Raw genomic sequence first — 19948 nt, 5'->3', positions numbered from 1 at the left:
GAATCGCGTTCAGGTCCGGGCATCTGAATGTGCGGTTCTTCACTGTTCATGTTTATTTGAACACATTCGAACAGTAACTGCAACAACTATTTGTTTATCTTTGTTCTTTTTTGAACAAATACCGTTCACGGATGATTGCTGACCGTTTGAGCCGGGCGCGGACGCAGCGACCATGTGTTCAACAAACAAAAGGGCGACCGAGAACGCGTCTCGGCCGCCCTTCGGCGGTATTCCCCGGTATATACAGCTGTTTTAGCTACTCGGACTGCCCGCCCTTTTTGGCGTGCTTGGAAGGAGCACTCAAGAAACGGCCCGTCAAATAGTTCGCCGGGCCGGAAATATCGATCCCCAGCAGCACGTGTCCTAGCCATAGGAACGCCACGAGCACCAGCAGCGGGATAACGCACGAGGTCACGATCATCACGATGACGCCTTCAATCAGATCGGTCACCTGCCGCACGATCTCATCGGTCATCTGCTTGGCGCCGCTGGTCACCGACGTAACAAGGCTCGATGCCCCATCAGTCAACTGCTCGAACACGTTTTTGGACTCCGTGGCCTCGGATTTTTTCTTGTTCGATTTTGAGCTGGTCTCGGCTGACTTGTCCGTGGTGTCGGCCGCGTCCGCAGCCTTTTGCTCAGCTTGCTCAATACTTACGCGATACGTTTCATCGACCTTTTGCGACACCCATACGCTCGCGGGCACGAGCGCCATGCCGATCACGGCAACCACCAGCACGCGTGTCGCCACACGGCGCAGGACAGTGCTCGTGCTCCAGCGCCCGTGAATGCCGAGCGACACCGCAAAGAGCACCAACGCAAACGGGATTAAGATGCCCAGGCCGACCGACCACAAAATGGTTAGCAGGTATTTCTCTAGGTAGAGCACGGCAAGCACGATACCAAGGTTGCCTGAAAGCTGCGCGAGCTGCTCGGCAACCGGCGTTCCCGTATCGCCCGGCAGCGCGGTAATGCCCGCAGACAGCGCCACGCACGAGGTCGTGAGCGCCAGTACGTTACCCTTCTTTTGGTCGATGACCTCGATGGTGGAGTCCCAAGTTTTGGTATCGGCGAAATGCGGACGAGCCACAAAGCCCGACAGCAGCGCCAGGACCACAAGCGCAACGATAAAGCCAATCTGCAGCTTTTTGTTTGCGCACACGACATCGGACAGGCTGGGCTGCAGCTCGGTTACCGTCGTGTGCTCGGTTATCTGGACAGGACGCCCATGAGCCATCTCGTGCGCGTCTCTTTTTTGTATTGACCCGTTATCCGGCATTTGGATACCTCCTCAGTCCGGCGTTTAATGCGAAAGGAAGTATACCCACCGAGCAAAAATCGAACGGGAGGACGAACGGAGCGCACCAAGACTGTCCCCAATGACCAGTCGTTTAAGAACGTCCCCAATGACTATCTCGGGATGAGTTGCGGTGGAATAGGGATTGTTTTGCGCCCGCCGGCCCCTATTCAGTCCCTATTTCACCGCAACTTGGAGGAGGACAGAAAAAGCCCTGCCGCGGGTAGCGGCAGAGCTTTTGGAAGGGGACTTGGTTGTGAGGGCTCGTTAGGCGAGCTTGGCCTCGAGCTCGGCAATGCGCTTGTAGGCATCGATGGTAAAGCGGGCCTGCTTCTCCAGGATCATAGTGGTCATGAGAGTGTCCTGAGCGTGAGCCATGATGAAGGTCATCTCCATCTCGCCACCGCCGGCCTCCTGCGAAAGCAGCTTGGTCTGCGTGTCGTGGGCACCGATGAGCGCATCGCTGGCATCCTTGTGCAGCTGCTCGGCCTTCTCAAAGTCACCCTCGCGAGCAGCATCGAGCGCTGCAAGCAGATCGGTCTGGGCGTCACCTGCGTATGCGACGATCTCGAATCCAACCATCGAGATTTCTTCTTTGGTTGCCATGTTGCGTTCCTTTCACATATGAACCAATGGAGAGCATCGCGTCCGGGCATACGCGCTGCGTTGTGTATGACAGAAACAATAACATTCAAACAAAAAAGAACAGCGCAAAACGTAATTTCGAGCTATGAACGGTCACTTTTCGACCCTGAACGGTTTTTAAACCAATTTAAACAATATCGAACACAATTAGCGGAAACCCAAACAGACCCGCGCCCTAGCGTACATCGCGCACCGTATCGCCCTCGACGAGCACGCCCGGAAACAGCATGTGCTCCACACCGGGTTCAACGCCCTCGGCGCCGGCAATCTTGTCAACCGCCCACATGCCGACGCGCTTGTTGTCAAAGCGCACCGTGGTCAAGCGACAATCGGGCACGATATCGCCCAGGCTGTCATCAACACCCACCACGCTCACGTCCTGGGGCACGCACTTCCCGCGCGACTCGAGCCCACGGATGCAGCCATATGCCATGGCATCGTTGGAGGCATAAATGGCCGTGCAGGTCGGATCATCCGCAAGCGCCTGGCCGGCAGCATATCCACTCTGCGCCGTCCAGTCGCCACGCACGAGCTGCGGGGGCTCAATGCCATGCGCACGCAATGTCTCACGCCAGCCTTCCTCGCGCCGCATGCCCGAAAGCGAGCGCTCGGGACACGAGATAAAGTGCACAGTCTTGTGTCCCTGCCCCAGCAAATACTCGACCACCTGGCGCGAACAATCGAACTGGTCGTTATCGACCGTTGAACAGAGCGGGTGCTCCAACATCGTAACGAGCACCGTCTGCATGCCGGGCAGCGGCTCGAAGGTTCCAAAGTCCGCCGGCATGCGGTTCATAATCACAACCATGCCATCCACCGGCAGTGCGCTCATGCGCGACGATGCGCTCTCGAGGGTATACGGATGCCCGTCTACTTTAGTGAGGGTGATGGCATAGCCATGTTTGTCGGCCGCTGCGGCAAAGCCCTCCATACGGTCGAGATTGCCGGTGCCGGTAATGTTGAACATGGCGACGCCGACGGTCTTAAACTTGCCACGGCGCAACGATCGACCGGCAAAATTGGGGCGATACCCCAGCTCGCGCATGGCGGCACGCACGCGTTCCTTGGTCTCGGGGCGCACGCTGGGCGAATCGTGCACCGTACGCGAGACTGTCTGCTCCGAGACGCCCGCGAGGCGCGCTACGTCTTTGACGGATACCGATTTTTTAACAGCGGCCATAGGTCGATCTTTCTATGTCAACGATGCCATTGGTGGCACCTTGCGCAGTCAAATGAAACGTCTTCAAGTATATCCAACGCCTCCCCCACCATACGCTCACCACCCAAAACCTACCGTTCACCGACATTTTTGCTTCCCCGAACGGCTTTTGTCTACCAAATGTTAACGTTGCCATTGTGCAAACACAGAGCCACCGGGCGGCTCAAACGTTTACGCGTAAGGAATCGACGGTTCGCAGGCACAGGAATCACCGGTTCGCGTCTTTTTTTTGTGTCGCAAAATGGCAACGTCAACATTTTGGCAACCGGACGCCAAAAGCTACCATCGTTGCTAACCCACCGACTCTTAGGAGCATTGCATGGAGCAACTCATCGCCATCATCGAAAAGGGCCAGCCCTTTTTCAACGCGATCGCCCGCAACAAGTACCTCAAGGCGATCCGCGACGGTTTTATCTCCGTCATCCCCATCATCATCTTCTCGTCCATCTTCTGCCTGGTAGCCTCGGTTCCCAATATCTGGGGTTTCTACTGGCCCGATGACATCAACAACGCCCTATGGAAGTGCTACAACTACTCCATGGGCATCCTGGCCATCGCCTGTGCCGCCACCACGGCCAAGCACTTCGCCGACGCTCAGAACCGCGATCTGCCCAAGAACAACCAGATCAACTTCATCTCGTGCATGTGCGCGGCCATCATCGGCTTCTTGCTCCTTTCGAGCGACACGATCGCCACGGACGCTGCCAGCGGCTTCAACACCACCTACCTTGGTTCCAAAGGCCTGCTGACCGCCTTTATCGCTGCGTTTGTGACCGGCATCATCTACAAGTTCTTCATTAAGCGCAACATCACCGTCAAGATGCCCGAGCAGGTTCCGCCCAACATCTCGCAGACCTTTAAGGACATCATCCCCTTCTCCGTCTGCATCACCGTCTTTTGGGTCTTTGACATCGCCTTCCGCGCTGCTTTTGGCTTCTGCTTTGCCCAGGGCGTCATCCAGGTGTTCCAGCCCCTGTTCACCGCTGCCGACGGCTACATCGGCCTCGCTGTGATCTACGGCGCTATGAGCCTCTTCTGGTTCGTGGGCGTCCACGGCCCCTCGATCGTCGAGCCCGCCATCGCCGCCGCCCTCGTTGCCAACATGACCGACAACCTGGCTGCGTTCCAGGCCGGCCAGCACGCTTCCGCTGTCCTGACCCAGGGTGCCCAGTACTTCGTCGTCTGCATGGGCGGCACCGGCGCCACGCTCGTCCTGGTCTTTATGTTCTGCTTCCTGGCCAAGTCTCAGGAGATGCGCGCCGTCGGTAAGGCCGCCATCGTCCCCGTCTGCTTTGCCGTCAACGAGCCGCTGCTGTTCGCCGCGCCCATCGTGCTCAACCCCGTCTTCTTTGTCCCGTTTGTCTTTGCCCCGATCGCCAACATCTGGATCCTCAAGATCTTTATCGACTTCTTGGGCATGAACGGCTTTATGTACACCCTGCCTTGGACCGTCCCCGGCCCCATCGGCACCATCATGGGCCTGGGCTTCCAGCCGCTCGCTTTTGTGATGCTCGCCCTTATCCTGGTCGTCGACTTCGTTCTGTACTACCCGTTCTTCCGTGCCTATGACGCCCAGAAGTGCGCCGAGGAGGCCGAGATCTCCCAGGAGGAGCTCGCCGCCAAGAACGCCGAGAAGGCCGCCAAGCTCAACGATGCCTTCCAGGGCAAGGCTGACGCCAAGAGCGTTGCCGCCGGCGCTGCTGCCGAGGCCGTGAAGGCCGACTCCCCCGCCGCTTCCGCAGCACCCGCTGCCGAGACAACGACCGCCAGCGACCTCAACGGCAAGCGCGTGCTCGTGCTCTGCCAGGGCGGCGGAACCTCGGGCCTGCTCGCCAACGCGCTGGCCAAGGCCGCCAAGGAGCGCGGCATTAACCTCGAGACCGCTGCCGAGGCCTATGGCAACCACGTGGACATGCTCCCCGACTTTGACCTGGTCGTCCTGGCCCCGCAGGCCGCAAGCTACCTGGCCGACCTGCAGAAGGACTGTGAGCGCGTGGGCAACAAGTGCGTCGCCTGCCGTGGCAAGCAGTACATCGAGCTCTCCCAGAACGGCGACAAGTCTCTCGCCTTCGTGAGTGAGCAACTTTCGAAGTAAGTAACGCCCAGGGCCAGCCGACCATCCAAGACCGGCTGGCCCTTCGATTTAGACGATTGGATCATCATGTCCGTTAATCCTGCTAGCGTCACCAACCCGCCCGCGCAGTTTCCCGAGGACTTTGTCTTTGGCGGCGCCACCGCTGCCTACCAGGTAGAGGGCGAGACCCGCACTCACGGTAAGGGCAAGGTTGCCTGGGACGACTTTCTGGAGGCCCAGGGGCGCTTCTCCCCCGATCCCGCTTCGGACTTCTACAACCAGTACCCTGTCGACCTGGAGCTGTGCGAGGAGTTCGGCATCAACGGCATTCGCCTCTCCATCGCCTGGAGCCGCATCTTCCCCAACGGCACCGGCGAAATCAACCCCGAGGGCGTCCAGTTCTACCACGATCTCTTCGCCGAGTGCCACAAGCACCACGTTGAGCCGTTCGTCACGCTGCATCACTTTGACACGCCGCTTCCCCTCTTTGAGAAGGGCGACTTCCTCAACCGCGAGACCATCGACGCCTTTGTGGACTTTGCCACCTTCTGCTTTAAGGAGTACGCCGACCAGGTGACCTACTGGTTCACCTTTAACGAGATCTGGGCCGACGCCTCCAACACCTACATCGAGGGCACCTTCCCCGGTGGCGTCAAAGCTCATCTGGCCGAGGCCTTCCAGTGCGAGCACAACATGATGCTCGCCCACGCCAAGGCTGTGCTGGCCTTCCACAACGGCGGCTTTAAGGGCAAGATCGGCGTCATTCAGTCGCTGGAGTTTAAGTACCCGCTCAACGAGAACGACCCCGCCGACATCAAGGCCGCCAACAACGAGCACGTGCTGCAGAACCAGTTTTTGCTCGACGCCACCTTCCGCGGCGACTATGCCCCCGACACCCTCGAGTGCGCCAACCGCCTGGCTGCAGTCTCCGGCGGCACCATCGAGATCTTGGACGAGGACCTCGAGATTATGCGCGAGGCAGCGCTCCACAACGACTACCTGGGCGTTAACAACTATCAGTGCCGTTTTTTGAAGGCTTACGATGGCGAGAACGACCTGCACCACAACGGTACGGGCGAGAAGGGCACCGGTCGCTGGCGCGTCAAGGGCATTGGCGAGCATGTGAACAAGCCCGGCATCCCCACCACCGACTGGGACTGGATCATCTATCCCGAGGGTCTGTTCGATCTGCTCGTCTACATTAAGCAGCGCTACCCCAACTACAAGCAGATCTTCATCACCGAGAACGGCATGGGCTACAAGGACCCCTACAAGAACGGTTTTGTGGACGACCAGCCGCGCATCGACTACATCGAGCAGCACCTGCGTTGGCTGCTCAAGGCCATGGAGGTGGGCGTCAACGTGGGCGGCTACTTCCTGTGGAGCCTGCAGGATCAATTCTCCTGGACCAATGGCTACAACAAGCGTTACGGCTTCTTTTACGTTGACTTTGAAACCCAGAAGCGCACGCCCAAGGCAAGCGCCTACTGGTACAAGCACGTGGCGCAGACCCGTCGTCTGGACTAGTGGCTGGCGGGGTTGCCCGCTCACACAACCTGTCCCCATTTCTCAGCCGGGGGCGGCACGTCACACGGCGCGCCGCCCCCGGTCTTTTTGTTTTTTGGCTGGTCGGGAGCCGTTTGTCTCGATCTGTAACATCTAGCCGAGTTTTTTGGTCCTAGCTGTTACAGATTGAGACGAACAGGATTGCTCTTTCCGAAGAATCTAAATCTGTAACACGTAGCCCGCTTTTGACCGTCTACCTGTTACAAATCGAGACAAACGGAGTAGGACCTAACCCCGTATGTCCCTAACAGTCGAGCGTTCGACCAGCGTACTCGGCACATGAATCGCCTCGATAGACGAGCTCTCTCCAATCGCCGCCTCAAACGCAAGCTTACCGACACCGCGCAAATCAAATCGCAGCGTCGTCAGCCGATTGTGAGGAACAAGTCCCTCGAGTGCGTCGTCGATACCAACCACGCTCACGTCGTCGGGCACGGACAGGCCCGCGTTCTCGAGCGCGGCGATAACGCCCAGCGCCATCTGGTCATTTGCCGCAAGCACGGCAGTCGGCGCCTGCGACCCGCCGGCAAGCACCTCGGCCGCAATCCGCTCGCCCATGGCGTACCCACTGTCCGCACTCCAATCGCCACGCAGCATCGGAGCGGCATCGACATGAGCACGACCCAGCGTATCGCGCCAACCGGCCTCACGAAAACGCGAGGAAATCGAGTTTTCCGGACCCGCCACAAACCGCATATTCGAGTGACCATGTTCCAGCAGATAATTGGTCAACAGCTCGCACGAACCATACTGGTCGGAGTCGATCGTCGTGCAGCGCGGATGCGCATACATGGACAGGATGACCGTTCGCACTCCCGGCTGGGGAACAAACTCCTCAAAATCGGGAGCCATGCGGTTCATGTTGAGAATCATGCCGTCGACGGGTCGCTCGACCATGCGGCGCGAGGCATCGGCAAGTGTATAGGGCTTGTCGCCGCCCATCTCGATCATAGTGACGGCAAAATCGTGCTCGCGCGCCGCTTGCATGATACCCTCGAGCGTCGCCAGGTTACCGACACGTGTGATGTTGTACATGCACAGGCCAATAGAACGATACGACCCGCCGCGCAACGCCGCTCCAGCAAAATTGGGACGAAAGCCCAGCTCTTCCATGGCGGCCAGCACACGCTTGCGCGTCTTTTCCGTCACGTTGGGCATACCGTTGACCACGCGAGACACAGTCTGGCGGCTCACGCCAGCGAGCGCCGCAACCTCTGCCGCGCTCGCCGAATGACCATTCCTTGTCTGCTGAGCCATGCCTTCCACGCTAACCTGCTTCCCAACTATTCCCCGCGCCCATGGCGCATCGTACATACATTGATAACGTGCTCATGATACCCGAGCCATATACCACAACATGAAAACTTCTGTCAATCAAAACCGCTTACCGAACAAATACAACCGTTCGCGGCTGTTTGAAGTTGTTTTGTTTCTATACATCCCAGCCGGATGTTAACGTGCTCATTGTCAAATATTCACGTGCTCATTTTGGTTCTAATCATTTTAAGATAGTGTTTATCGGGCTTTTTCACCGCTGAACGCTAACCAGGGAGCCTCCTGAGCGCAAACGCACAATATCGAACAGCGAGACGAGAGGGTGTATGCATATGTCTTTGCTAAACCGCGTACAGCAGCTGCCGAAGGGCTTTGTTTGGGGCGCCGCAACCGCCGCGTACCAAACGGAAGGTTCCACGAAGGTGGCAGGCAAGGGTAAGACCATGTGGGACGATTACCTTGTCGCCCAGGGTCGCTTTTTGCCCGACCCGGCCAGTGATTTCTACAACCGCTACGAGGAGGATATCCGCCTTTCTGCCGAGCATGGACTCAACGCCATTCGTGTGTCCATCGCCTGGACCCGCATCTTCCCCAACGGCGACGATGCCGAACCCCTCGCCGAGGGCGTTAAGCACTACCACGAGCTGTTCGCCTGCTGCAAAAAGCATGGCGTCGAGCCCTATGTGTCCCTGCATCACTTTGACTCCCCCGCCGCCCTGTTCAACCAGGGCGACTGGCTCAACCGCAAGACCGTCGACGCCTATGTGCGCTATGCCGAGTTCTGCTTCCGCGAGTTCCGCGAGGTCAAGAATTGGTTCACCATCAACGAGCTCATCAGCCTCTCGCACTCCCAATACATCCAAGGCAACTTCCCGCCCAACCATCACTTTGATGTGACGAGCGGCATCCAGAGCCAGCACAACGAGCTCGTTGCCCACGCCCGCGCCGTCAACCTGTATAAGGATCTTGACGAGACCGAGCACCTGGGCGGCCGCATTGGCATGGTCAACGTCCTGACGCCGGCATATCCTGCCACCGACTCGCCCGCCGACCAGCACGCCGCCGACCTGTACAACGCCTTCTACACCGACTTCATCATGGACGGCGCCTTCCTGGGCCACTACTCCGCGCGCACCCTCTCACTCATCAACGAGATTCTGCGTGCCAACAACGCCACGCTTACGGTTGAGGACAGCGACATGGAGGAGCTCGCCAAGGCGGCGCCCCGCAACGATATGTTCGGCCTCAACTACTATCAGTCGGCGTTTATCGCCGCCTACGATGGCGAGTCCACCAACAGCTTTAACGGCACCGGAGACAAGGGCACCTCGTGCTTTAAGTTTAAGGGCGTCGGGCAGCAGGTCGATATGCCGGGTATCCCCACCACCGACTGGGATTGGCTCATCTACCCGCAAGGCCTCTACGACACGCTCAAGCACATCAGCGCCACCTATCCCAACCTCCCCGTCATCTATATCACCGAAAACGGCCTGGGCCACAAGGACCCCGAGCCCGACGCAAACGGCATCGTCGCCGATCCCGAGCGCATCGACTTTGTCGACCAGCACATGGAGAAGGTGCTCCAGGCGCGCGCCGAGGGCGTCGACGTCCAGGGCTACTTTATCTGGAGCCTGCAGGACCAGTTCTCGTGGGCCAATGGCTATAACAAGCGCTACGGCCTGTTCTACATCGACTTCGACACGCAAAAACGCTACATCAAGCAGTCGGCACTCTGGTACAAGGAGCTCGCCGACACTATGGCGGACGCGCAGTAGCGCATCGCCTCGCTTTCCCCCGAGAAGGGAGCGGCCCTATGCGATACAAACCCAGCCGCTCCCCTCTCTCCCCCTGGGACCGACCCCGCCTGCACCCGGGCTTTTAGCAAGCGGGAGACCATATAGGTTTTCAACGTCCATGCCATTAAGATTTCATGCAAAGAGGAGCGTGAACTATGGAATCGATCGTTAAGTTCTTGGAGAAAGGTCAGCCGTACTTCGACAAGGTCTCTAAGAACATCTACCTTCAGGCCATTAAAGACGGCTTTTTGGCAGCAATGCCCATCATCCTGTCTTCTTCTGTCTTCCTGCTTATTTCGACCCTGCCGGGCGTTGTCGCCACGGTCGGCGGCTTTACGCTGCCCGACTGGTGGAACGTCGACGTCGTGAACTTCTGCAACAAGGTTTACAACTTCACGATGGGCGTCGTGGGCATCATGGTCGCCGGCACCACCGCAAGCGCGCTGACCGGCTCCAAGAACCGCCGCATGCCTGCCGGCAAGGCCATCAACGCCACGAGCACCATGGTCGCCGCCATGTGCGCTATGCTCATCTTGGCCGTTACCCAGACGAGTGCCAAGATCGACGGTGCCGATGTCTCGGTGTTCTTTACCGACAACATGGGCACCAAGGGCCTACTGAGCTCCTTTGTCGCCGCATTTGCCACGGTCAACATCTATGCCTTCTGCATTAAGCGAGACATCACCATCAAGCTGCCCAAAGAAGTCCCCGGCGCCATCGCCCAGAACTTCCGCGACATCTTCGCCTTCAGCTTCTCCATCCTGTTTGTCGCCGTCATCGACGTTATCTGCCGCACCTGCTTGGCCGTCCCGTTTGCCAACGTCATCTCCACGCTGGTGAGCCCGCTGTTCGCCGCTGCCGATTCCTACGCCGGCCTCGCCCTCATCTGGTTCATGATCCCGCTGTTCTGGTTCATGGGCATCCACGGCCCCTCGGTCGTTAAGCCTGCCCTCAACGCCGCGCTGTTTGGCAACATCACCACCAACCTCGCCACGCTGCAGGCCGGCGGTCACCCCGCCCTCGCCCTGACCGAGAACTTCGGTAACTACATCGGCGAACTCGGCGGCACCGGCGCCACGTTCATTGTCCCGATCATCTTCCTGCTCTTTATGCGCTCCAAGCAGCTCAAGGCCGTCGGCAAAGCCTCTGTCGTACCCGTGATGTTCGCCGTCAACGAACCGCTGCTGTTCGCCGCGCCCATCATCCTCAACCCGTACTTCCTGATCCCGTTCCTGTTTGCCCCCGTGGCCAACGTCCTCATTGGTAAGTTCTTCATCGACTTTTTGGGCATGAACGGCTTTATCTATGCCATGCCGTGGGCACTCCCCGGACCGATCGGCACCTTCATCGACACCAACTTCCAGCCGATCTCTCTGGTCCTGGTTGTCGTCCTGCTGGTCGTTGACTTCTTAATCTACTACCCGTTCTGCAAGGCCTACGACAACGTCCTGTGCAAGCAGGAGGCCGAGACCCTGGCCGAAGAAGAGGCCGAGGAGACCAAGGCCGTCAAGACCGCTGCCGCCCCCGCCGTTGAGGCTCCTGTTGTCGAGACCGCTTCTGCCACTGAGGCCTCCGCAGCTCCGTCCGCCCTTAAGGGCAAGGATCTGAGGGTTCTGGTTCTGTGCGCTGGCGCCGGCACCTCTGCACTGCTCGCCAACGCGCTTAAGGAAGGCGCCGACGAGCTGGGCATCGACATTACCGCCAACGCCGGTGCCTACGGCAGCCACTACGCCATCATGGACCAGTACAACGTCATCGTCCTGGCTCCGCAGGTTCGCACCTATTACAACGAGATGAAGGCCGACACCGACCGCCTGGGCATCACGCTGCTGTCGCCCAAGGGCAAACAGTACATCGACCTCACTAAGGACCCCAAGGGTGCCGTCGCCTGGATCGAGGAAAACCTCGAGGCATAAGACGCTGACGCCACCTGCCGCTCGCAGAAAAAAAATGGCCCGTGCATCGATGCGTGATGCGCGGGCCATTTTGTTTAGACCGCACCCGTCCTCCTGTTCATCTCAATCTGTAACATCTAGCCGAGTTTTTCGGTCCTAGCTGTTACAGATCGAAATGAACGCACAGGCCAAGCCGAAAATCTCAATCTGTAACATGTAGACCACTTTTGACCGTCTAGTTGTTACAGATCGAGACAAACGGAATAGGCCGAGCACGTCTACGCCCGCAAGTCCTTTACGCTGGAACGCTCGACCAACACGCCCGAGACGAGCGTACGGCTTCTGGAGCTCGGAGCTTCCAGACCCGCGACGACCTCGTTGAGCGCACGGACGCCCAGCTCGCGGTGGCGAAACTTCACCGACGTCAGAATCGAGTTGGGAATCGTCTTATAGAGCTCATCGTCGAAGCCGATCACGGACACATCATTGGGCACACTGAGCCCTTTGTCACGTAGAGCCATCATCACGCCGTTTGCCATGCAGTCGTTAGCAGCGAGGACCGCCGTGCAATCGGGCTTATCGGCAAGCACAAGGCCCGCGGCATAGCCACTATCCGCATTCCAATCGCCTTGCAGAGGCTCGGGCGGCTCAATGCCACGCGCCTCGAGTGCCGCACGCCAACCTTTCATACGGCACTGGCTCGACAACGACTCTTTCTTACCAGAGACGAAGTACACGTTTTTATGCCCGTGGTTCAAGAAGTACTCGCACGCCATGCGCGCGCCGCCCTCTTGGTCGTCACTGACGGTGGAGCAGGTAGGATGTTCCATCGGTGTGATAATCACCGTCTTGAGGTCTTTCGGTGCCTCAAAAGTATCAAAGTCATCGACCATCTGACGCAGGTTGAAGATCATGCCATCAACAGGCAGCTGCGACATCCTACGCGCCGCTTCGGCAAGGGTCATCTTCTCCCCCGCCCGCTTTTTGATCATCGTGAGCGCAAAGCCGCGTTCTTCGGCGGCATCTGCGATACCGTCAATCATGTCCACGGCACCGCCCGACAAGTGGAACAGCACCACGCCAATGCACCCGTAACGGCCCAACTTGAGCGAACGCGCGGCAAAGTTGGTTCGAAACCCGAGCGCCTCCATTGCGGAATGAACCTTATCGCGTGTCGACTCTCGCACGCTATCGGGCTCGTTGATCACACGCGAAACCGTCTTGAGAGAAACACCCGCAGCAATCGCCACATCGTTCATTGAGACATTTTTCTTGTCCATCGTTGCCACTACTTCTCCAGTCGGTTTTGCATCGCTTGCTTTTTGCGTTCTAGCATACACTACCTGCCCGACTGACAAATCAACCGTTTACCGGACAATATCGACCGCTCACCCGTATATCCTTGTTGCTCTTCCAAAAATGTCTTACGTTGTCATTAACGAAATGACAACGTTGTCATTTCGCAATGCCTTCCTTAAGCAGGAAGGTTTCCGGGCAGTCCTGACCATCCATCGACGACCAGTTCCATCCACATGCATCGCGCATCAAGTAGCAAAGGAGCTCTATGGACGCCATCGTAAAGATGCTCGAAAAGCATCAACCGTTCTTCGAGAAGATCTCGAGAAACATCTACCTCCAGGCCATCAAAGACGGATTCCTTGGGTGCATGCCCATCGTCCTTACCTCTTCGATCTTTCTGCTAATCGCCACCCTTCCCGGCGTAGTTGGAATCACGTTGCCCCAGCCGCTCATCGACTGGTGCAACAAGCTGTACAACTTCACCATGGGCGTCATGGGCATCATGGTTGCCGGCACCACCGCCAAGAACTTTACGGCTTCCATGAACCGTCGCATGCCCGCCGGCAAGGTGCTCAACGACGGCTCCACCATGGTTGCCGCCCAGTGCAGCATGCTGCTGCTCGCTGTTACGCAGTTCACCACCAAGTTCAACGGCTCCGAGCTTTCGGTCTTCGATTGCACCAGCATGGGTACGCGCGGTCTGTTCTCGGCCTATATCGCCGCGTTCATTACCGTGTGGGTCTATAAGTTCTGCGTCTCGCGCGATCTGACCATTAAGCTGCCCAAGGAGGTTCCGGGCGCCATCGCACAGAACTTCCGCGACATCATCCCCTTCGGTGGCGCTGTCATCATTTGCGGCATCATCGATGTGGTTGTGCGCAACCTCATGGGCGTTCCGTTCTCCGAGCTGCTTATCAAACTGCTCTCCCCGCTCTTCACTGCGGCAGAGACCTACCCCGGACTCATCCTTATTCAGGCAGCCACCGCGTTCTTCTGGTTCATCGGTGTCCACGGCCCTTCGATTGTCCAGCCGGGCATCGACCCCATCCGTCTTGCCAACCAGGCCGAGAACCTGCAGGTTCTGCTGGCCGGTGGCCACCCCGCCCACTCCCTCACCTTTAACATGTCGCTCGTGGGTGAGTTCGGCGGCACCGGCGCCACGTTCATCGTTCCGCTTCTGCTGATTCTCTTTATGAAGTCCAAGCAGCTCAAAGCCGTCGGTAAGGCCTCGATTGTTCCTGTTGCCTTCGCCGTCAACGAACCGCTGCTCTTTGGCGCGCCCATGATCCTCAACCCCTACATGCTCATCCCCTTTGTTGCCGCCGGCTGCGTCAACGTAAGTGTTGCCAAGTTCTTTATCGACAACGTGGGCATGAACGGCTTCTCCTTCGTGGTGCCTTGGGCTACCCCTGCCCCCATCGGCATCTTCATCACCACGAACTTCCAGCTTATCGCCCTGGTATTTGTCGCGATCATCATCTTGCTGGACGCCATCATCTACCTGCCGTTCTTGAAGGCATACGATAAGCTGCTCTGCGACCAGGAAGCCGAGCGCGCCGCCGAGCTGGGTCTCGAGTCCGATGGTGCTGCCACCATCGCCGCCAGCACCTCTGCGCCCGCTGTCGAGCAGGCCACCGCTGCCGTCGAGCCGACCGCCGCTGCCGCTGACAGCAAGCCTGTCGCCGATCAGCCCGAGCCCGCTGCCGATGCATCCGCTAAGAAGGATGTCGACGGTCTGAAGGTCCTCGTCCTGTGCGCCGGCGCCGGCACCTCTGCCATGCTTGCCAACGCCATCAAGGAAGGTGCCGCGCAGACCGGAGAGAACATCGCTTCCTCCGCAGGCGCCTATGGCCAGCACACTGCCATCATGGATCAGTACGACGTTATCGTGCTTGCCCCGCAGGTCCGTAGCTACTACAACGACATGAAGGCCGACACCGATCGTCTGGGCATTAAGCTGCTCGCCCCGCGCGGTAAGGAATATATCGACCTTACTCGCGACCCCGCTGGCGCCATCAAGTGGCTCCGCGAGAACCTCGACTAGTTCCTCCCTCTGTTGGTGCCCGGATCCCCAGTTCGGGCACCTCTCCCTATTCGTATCCCACAGAAAGGATGACTCATGACCAACCCCATGCAGTTCCCCGACGGCTTTGTGTTTGGCGGCGCCACCGCCGCTTACCAGGTTGAGGGTGAGACCCGCACGCACGGCAAGGGCAAAGTGCCCTGGGACGATTTCCTGGCTGCTCAGGGTCGCTTCTCCCCCGACCCCGCAAGCGACTTCTACAACAAATATCCGGTCGATATCGACTTGTGCCAGCGCTTCGGCATTAACGGCATTCGCGTCTCCATCGCTTGGAGCCGCATCTTCCCCAGTGGCACCGGCGAGATTAACCCCGAGGGTGTCGCTTTCTATCACGAGCTTTTCGCCACCTGCAACAAAGCTGGCGTTATCCCCTATGTCACGCTCGATCACTTCGATACGCCCGAGGCCTTTTACCAGAACGGCGGCGAGGGTTTCCTGACGCGCACGACCATCGACGCCTTCGTCGAGTACGCCAAGTTCTGCTTTGCCGAGTTCACCGAGGTCAAGCACTGGTTTACCTTTAACGAGATTCCCGCAACCGCCGAGGGCAGCTTTATCGTCGGCAACTGGCCGCACGGCGAGAAGTACCGCCTGGACAAGGCCTTCCAGCTCATGCACAACATGATGGTGGCCCACGCCAAGGCTGTCGTCGCCTTCCATGAGGGCGGCTTTGAGGGCGAGATCGGCATTGTCCAGAACCTGGAGCCCAAGTATCCCCTCGATCCCAACAGCGCTGCCGACTGCGAGGCGGCTCGTATGGCCGACGTCATCAACAACCGCTGGGTACTCGACGCCACCTTCCGCGGCCACTATGCAGCCGACACCATGGAGGCCGCGACCAAGCTGGCCCATATCGCCGGCGGCGAGCTCGACGTCCGCGACGAGGACATCGCCGCGCTGACCGCCGCGCTCCCCTACAACGATTGCCTGGGCGTCAACACCTACAAGTGCCAGTTCCTGCGTGCCGCCGAGGGCGAAAACGACATCAACCACAATGGCACTGGCGACAAGGGCTCCTCGCGCTGGTTCCTCAAGGGCGTGGGCGAGTCATGCGTGCGCGAAGGCGTACCCACCACCGATTGGGACTGGATCATCTATCCCGAGGGCCTCTACGACCTGCTGCTCCGCATTAAGAACGATTACCCCAACTACAAGAAGATCTACATCACCGAGAACGGCATGGGCTATAAGGACGACTTCGAGGACGGCTTTATCGACGACGCCCCTCGCATCGACTACATGCGCCAGCATCTCGCATGGATCCTCAAGGCAATCGACGGCGGCGTAAACGTCGACGGTTACTTTGTGTGGTCGCTGCAGGACCAGTTCTCCTGGACCAACGGCTACAACAAGCGCTACGGCCTGTTCTACATCGACTTCGAGACCCAGAAGCGCTATCCCAAGGCGAGCGCGTACTGGTACAAGAACGTCGCGGAGACCGGCCTGCTCATGGCCTAATTCAAGCCGCATACCCCCTGTCGGCCGCATGCGAATCCCTCCACGGGTTCGCATGCGGCTTTTTTGTTTTGGCTCGACCCGAGCAGGCCGTTTGTCTCGATTTGTAACATCTAGCAGGGATTTTCGGCCCCAATTGTTACAGATTGAGATGAACGGGGGCACCCGGTTCGAAATATCTAGATCTGTAATACCTAAGCTAGCAGATGACCTGCGTGTGTTCCTCGATGGCGGCGCGATCCTCGGCGGCGATACTCGGCTCGCACACCACGGCGTCCAAATTATCCAGACGACAGAAGGTGTAGAAGTCGCGCTTGCCGATCTTGCTGGAGTCGGCGATCAGATAGCGCGAGTCGGCCTTGCTAAAGGCGAGCTGCTGGATACGGCCCTCGTCCATGTTGGACGTAGACACGTCGCCATCCAGAATGCCGTTGGCGCCGATAAACGCCGCATCGATGCCCAGCGCACGCAGGGTATCCTCGGCCGTTGGTCCCACAAAAGCGGCGGTGCGGCGACGGTACATACCGCCCACGAGACACAGGTCGCAGTCTTCGCGCGCCTCGAGCAGGTTAAACACCGAAAGCGAATTGGTCACAATGCGCAGGCGGCACGCCGGCAGCATCGAGGCCATCTGCTCAACCGTAGTGCCCGTACCCAAAAAGATGGTCGAGCCCTCCTCGATAAGCTCCACGGCGCGGCGCGCGATCTGCAGCTTTTCCTCGGCATGCTTGGTGCGCTTTTCGCTGTGCGAATACTCATGGCGTAGCATAGCGTGGGGACGGCCCTGTGCACTGCGGGCTCCGCCGTGCACGCGCTCAATCTCGCCCAGGCTCGCAAGTTCCTCAAGGTCGCGGCGGATCGTCATGTCCGAGACGCCTAACGCATCTGAGATCTCCTTAACCGAGACCGTGCCCTGCTCTTCGAGCAGCTGACGAACCCTATCCTGTCGCTCTGCCTTAATCACGATGAATCCTCGCCGTTCTTTGCGCACATATCATTCAAACAGTAACGAACAAATTGTATCAGACTCGTGCGCGTCAAAAATGAACGCCCGCACAGCTCCAATCATCACTTTTTTGAGAAAAATACCCCCTACTTTAGTGGGGTGTAGTGATAATCTCGCCTGTTCGCGCTACAGTTTGTCGGAAATACCTCGATGTTAGGAACCAAATGATCACTTCCGAGCTTTTCGGCACCGCGCCGTGCGGTACCCCCGTTCATCGTTACACCCTCAACGGGCCCGAGATCTGCGTTCGCATTATGGACTATGGCGCCACCGTGCTGGGTATCGATGTGCCCGACATTCCCGGCAACGTGCGCGATGTGGTGCTGGGCTTCGATAAGCTCGAGGATTACTTTGACAACCCCGCCTGCTTTGGCGCGACCATCGGCCCCGTGGCAAACCGCACCGCGGGCGCCACAATCACCATCGACGGCACGGACTGGCATTTGCCGGCCAACGAAGGCGTCAACAACCTGCACAGCGATCTTGAGCACGGCCTGCACAAGCGCGTATGGGATGTTGAGCTCGACGAGGTCCACAATGCCGTGCGCATGACCACCTCGCTTGAGGATGGCGAGCTGGGCCTACCCGGCAACCGCACCTTTACGGCCGTGTTTACCGTGACGCGCACCGGCGTCTTTCGTGTCGAGTATGGCTGCGAGAGCGACCGCGCCACCTACGTGTCCATGACCAACCACACGTACTTTAACCTTGCCGGCCATAACGCCGGCATGGACTGCGAGCACTTCTTTGTCGCCAACGCTACCCATTACCTGCCCATTAACGAGCAGAACATCCCCACCGGCGAGATCGCTCCGGTCGAGGGCACGCCGTTTGACTTCCGCGAGCTGCGTCCCGTCGCTCCCGGCATGGAGGCCGACGATCCGCAGATTAAGCAGGCCCGTGGCTACGATCACTGTCTGTGCATCGATGGCTATCAGTACGGCCGTAATCTGCGCCGCGCGATGCATGTCGAGGAGATGTGGACCGGTCGTGAGCTGGACTACTACACCACCGCCCCGGGCGTGCAACTCTACACCGGCAACTGGCTGGGCGACGAGCACGCCAAGGACGATGCCAACTATGGCTGGGGCGCCGGCTTTGCCCTCGAGGCCGAGATGTACCCCGACACGCCGCACCAGCCGCTGTTCCCGCAGGGCATTGTGGGTCCGGGTCACCCCTACAGCAATATGATCGAATACCACTTTATGAGGCACTAGGCCCACAACGCGACATCTCGCACAGCAACGCCCGCCGGCACCACCGCCGACGGGCGCTGCTTCATGCCTAAATCCTTCTTTTCGATGCCACCGAATTGGTGACATAACAAAACTATGCCGAATTACTACGATGAACCCACTATGTCCGACCACGCGCTGGTTTATAAAAAATTAGCAACTCGTCTACCTGCGGTTTTATTCTCTGCAAATTTGGCATGCTCGGCGATAAGCAATTCATCGTAGTAAACCGGCATAGTTTTGGCGGACAGCGCCACACAGATCCCCTACGAAGGCAAAATGATCCGTTTTCCTCCGTCCCCAAGGGATCAGTTGAACAGATTGCCGATGGGGTCGGGGGCGGAACTGGGGAGATAGCGGATTTCTAGTTCTATGCCGAGCTTTTGCAGCTCTCTGAGAACAGCGACGTCTGTGTCGTCTACGGCAACTGCGGGCGTTGCGGGACGCTTGCCCTCCCCTGCCTGCATATGACCAATGCTGATCTTGGTGATCGGCACACCGCCCTTAACCAGCGCGAGCGCATCGGAGGGTGAGGCCACCATGATCAGAATCAATTGGCGAGGCGTTGCGGTATGAATGACGTCGATGGTCCTTTGCACCGAGAAAAACCGCGTCCAAACGCCTTCTGGCGCCGCCACCCTCATGGGTGCCCATTGGCGCGAATCTGCCGCGATCTCATCGTTGACGATTAGGACAAGGTTGGAACCCACGGCTTCGTTCCACAGCTCAACGTCTTGTCCGTAAATGAAACGGTCGTCGATGCGTGCGAGAAGAATCTTGGGTTGAGTCATCGCTGCCCCATTCTGTTTGAGACCCGTAAGAGCAAGACATCGCGTCTCCAATATTAGTGCATTTAAAGTGAGAAAAGCCGTCAGAACACTTGCGCGGATTTGCGATGTCCCGTATCATAGACAGCCGTTGACGCCTCAGTTGCGCCATCACATGGCCGCCAGCGTAGCTCAGTTGGTAGAGCACCGCTCTCGTAAAGCGGGGGTCACCGGTTCGAGCCCGGTCGCTGGCTCCATTGCATTAGTGCAGCTCAGAAGCATAATTGCTTCTGAGCTTTTTTGTTTTCTAGACTCCGCGACACTCCGCAAAGGGGT

At 58.5% G+C, this 19948-nt stretch carries 14 protein-coding genes and 1 tRNA gene; 8 read left to right on the top strand and 7 right to left on the bottom strand.

From position 1 onward, the window contains the following. Nucleotides 1–256 precede the first annotated feature (256 nt). The 3 genes from DWZ01_RS02520 to DWZ01_RS02510 all read right to left on the bottom strand — a co-directional run bounded on the left by DWZ01_RS02520 (nucleotide 257) and on the right by DWZ01_RS02510 (nucleotide 3122). Nucleotides 257–1237: a hypothetical protein gene (locus DWZ01_RS02520; protein ID WP_117847952.1), complete on the bottom strand. Its 981-nt coding sequence runs from the start codon at nucleotides 1235–1237 to the stop codon at nucleotides 257–259. 327 nt (nucleotides 1238–1564) lie between these two features. Next, nucleotides 1565–1903: a PTS lactose/cellobiose transporter subunit IIA gene (locus tag DWZ01_RS02515; protein ID WP_055252615.1), complete on the bottom strand. Its 339-nt coding sequence runs from the start codon at nucleotides 1901–1903 to the stop codon at nucleotides 1565–1567. 214 nt (nucleotides 1904–2117) lie between these two features. Then, nucleotides 2118–3122 carry a LacI family DNA-binding transcriptional regulator gene (locus DWZ01_RS02510; RefSeq protein ID WP_117847950.1) on the bottom strand — a complete coding sequence of 335 codons (1005 nt, stop codon included), beginning with the start codon at nucleotides 3120–3122 and terminating at the stop codon, nucleotides 2118–2120. A 358-nt stretch (nucleotides 3123–3480) separates the two neighbouring features. On the opposite strand from DWZ01_RS02510, the gene DWZ01_RS02505 reads away from it, so the two are divergent. After that, nucleotides 3481–5256, top strand: coding sequence for a lactose/cellobiose PTS transporter subunit IIB (locus tag DWZ01_RS02505; RefSeq protein ID WP_022094686.1), 1776 nt, complete (start codon nucleotides 3481–3483; stop codon nucleotides 5254–5256). Nucleotides 5257–5322: 66 nt separating this feature from the next. Further along, nucleotides 5323–6762, top strand: coding sequence for a 6-phospho-beta-galactosidase (lacG, locus tag DWZ01_RS02500; protein ID WP_117847948.1), 1440 nt, complete (start codon nucleotides 5323–5325; stop codon nucleotides 6760–6762). 267 nt (nucleotides 6763–7029) lie between these two features. Here lacG (DWZ01_RS02500) and DWZ01_RS02495 read toward each other — a convergent pair whose 3' ends face one another. After that, a complete protein-coding gene (locus tag DWZ01_RS02495; RefSeq protein WP_055310566.1) occupies nucleotides 7030–8058 on the bottom strand; it encodes a LacI family DNA-binding transcriptional regulator in 1029 nt (342 codons plus the stop codon). Nucleotides 8059–8402: 344 nt separating this feature from the next. Here DWZ01_RS02495 and lacG (DWZ01_RS02490) point away from each other — a divergent pair, with 344 nt between their 5' ends. Both lacG (DWZ01_RS02490) and DWZ01_RS02485 read left to right on the top strand, forming a co-directional pair. Beyond that, complete coding sequence (gene lacG, locus DWZ01_RS02490) at nucleotides 8403–9851, top strand: 6-phospho-beta-galactosidase (protein ID WP_117847947.1); 1449 nt, start codon at nucleotides 8403–8405, stop codon at nucleotides 9849–9851. A 176-nt stretch (nucleotides 9852–10027) separates the two neighbouring features. Next, nucleotides 10028–11788 carry a PTS lactose transporter subunit IIBC gene (locus DWZ01_RS02485; RefSeq protein ID WP_022094682.1) on the top strand — a complete coding sequence of 587 codons (1761 nt, stop codon included), beginning with the start codon at nucleotides 10028–10030 and terminating at the stop codon, nucleotides 11786–11788. 257 nt (nucleotides 11789–12045) lie between these two features. Here the strand turns inward: DWZ01_RS02485 and DWZ01_RS02480 are convergent, their stop codons facing one another. Beyond that, nucleotides 12046–13047 (bottom strand): LacI family DNA-binding transcriptional regulator, encoded by a 1002-nt coding sequence (locus DWZ01_RS02480; protein WP_117583550.1) that lies wholly within the window; start codon nucleotides 13045–13047, stop codon nucleotides 12046–12048. Between the two features lie 284 nt (nucleotides 13048–13331). On the opposite strand from DWZ01_RS02480, the gene DWZ01_RS02475 reads away from it, so the two are divergent. Together DWZ01_RS02475 and lacG (DWZ01_RS02470) are read left to right on the top strand one after the other, a co-directional pair. Then, the gene (locus tag DWZ01_RS02475) at nucleotides 13332–15110 is read left to right on the top strand and encodes a PTS lactose transporter subunit IIBC (RefSeq protein WP_117583551.1); all 1779 of its coding nucleotides are present in this window, start codon (nucleotides 13332–13334) and stop codon (nucleotides 15108–15110) included. A 75-nt stretch (nucleotides 15111–15185) separates the two neighbouring features. After that, complete coding sequence (gene lacG, locus DWZ01_RS02470) at nucleotides 15186–16607, top strand: 6-phospho-beta-galactosidase (RefSeq protein ID WP_197032106.1); 1422 nt, start codon at nucleotides 15186–15188, stop codon at nucleotides 16605–16607. A 196-nt stretch (nucleotides 16608–16803) separates the two neighbouring features. Here lacG (DWZ01_RS02470) and DWZ01_RS02465 read toward each other — a convergent pair whose 3' ends face one another. Next, complete coding sequence (locus tag DWZ01_RS02465) at nucleotides 16804–17568, bottom strand: DeoR/GlpR family DNA-binding transcription regulator (RefSeq protein WP_233506158.1); 765 nt, start codon at nucleotides 17566–17568, stop codon at nucleotides 16804–16806. 206 nt (nucleotides 17569–17774) lie between these two features. On the opposite strand from DWZ01_RS02465, the gene DWZ01_RS02460 reads away from it, so the two are divergent. Then, complete coding sequence (locus DWZ01_RS02460; protein ID WP_117847943.1) at nucleotides 17775–18827, top strand: aldose epimerase family protein; 1053 nt, start codon at nucleotides 17775–17777, stop codon at nucleotides 18825–18827. Between the two features lie 326 nt (nucleotides 18828–19153). On the opposite strand, the gene DWZ01_RS02455 is transcribed toward DWZ01_RS02460, so the two are convergent. Further along, nucleotides 19154–19636 (bottom strand): PTS sugar transporter subunit IIB, encoded by a 483-nt coding sequence (locus DWZ01_RS02455; protein ID WP_117772918.1) that lies wholly within the window; start codon nucleotides 19634–19636, stop codon nucleotides 19154–19156. Nucleotides 19637–19793: 157 nt separating this feature from the next. Here DWZ01_RS02455 and DWZ01_RS02450 point away from each other — a divergent pair. Further along, nucleotides 19794–19869 (top strand) — tRNA-Thr (locus DWZ01_RS02450). Nucleotides 19870–19948 lie beyond the last annotated feature (79 nt).

This window comes from Collinsella sp. AF28-5AC, from assembly GCF_003457875.1.
GTDB lineage: Bacteria > Actinomycetota > Coriobacteriia > Coriobacteriales > Coriobacteriaceae > Collinsella.
The sequence above is the reverse complement of the archived record's forward strand: the minus strand, read 5'-3'. Positions and strand labels throughout refer to the sequence as shown.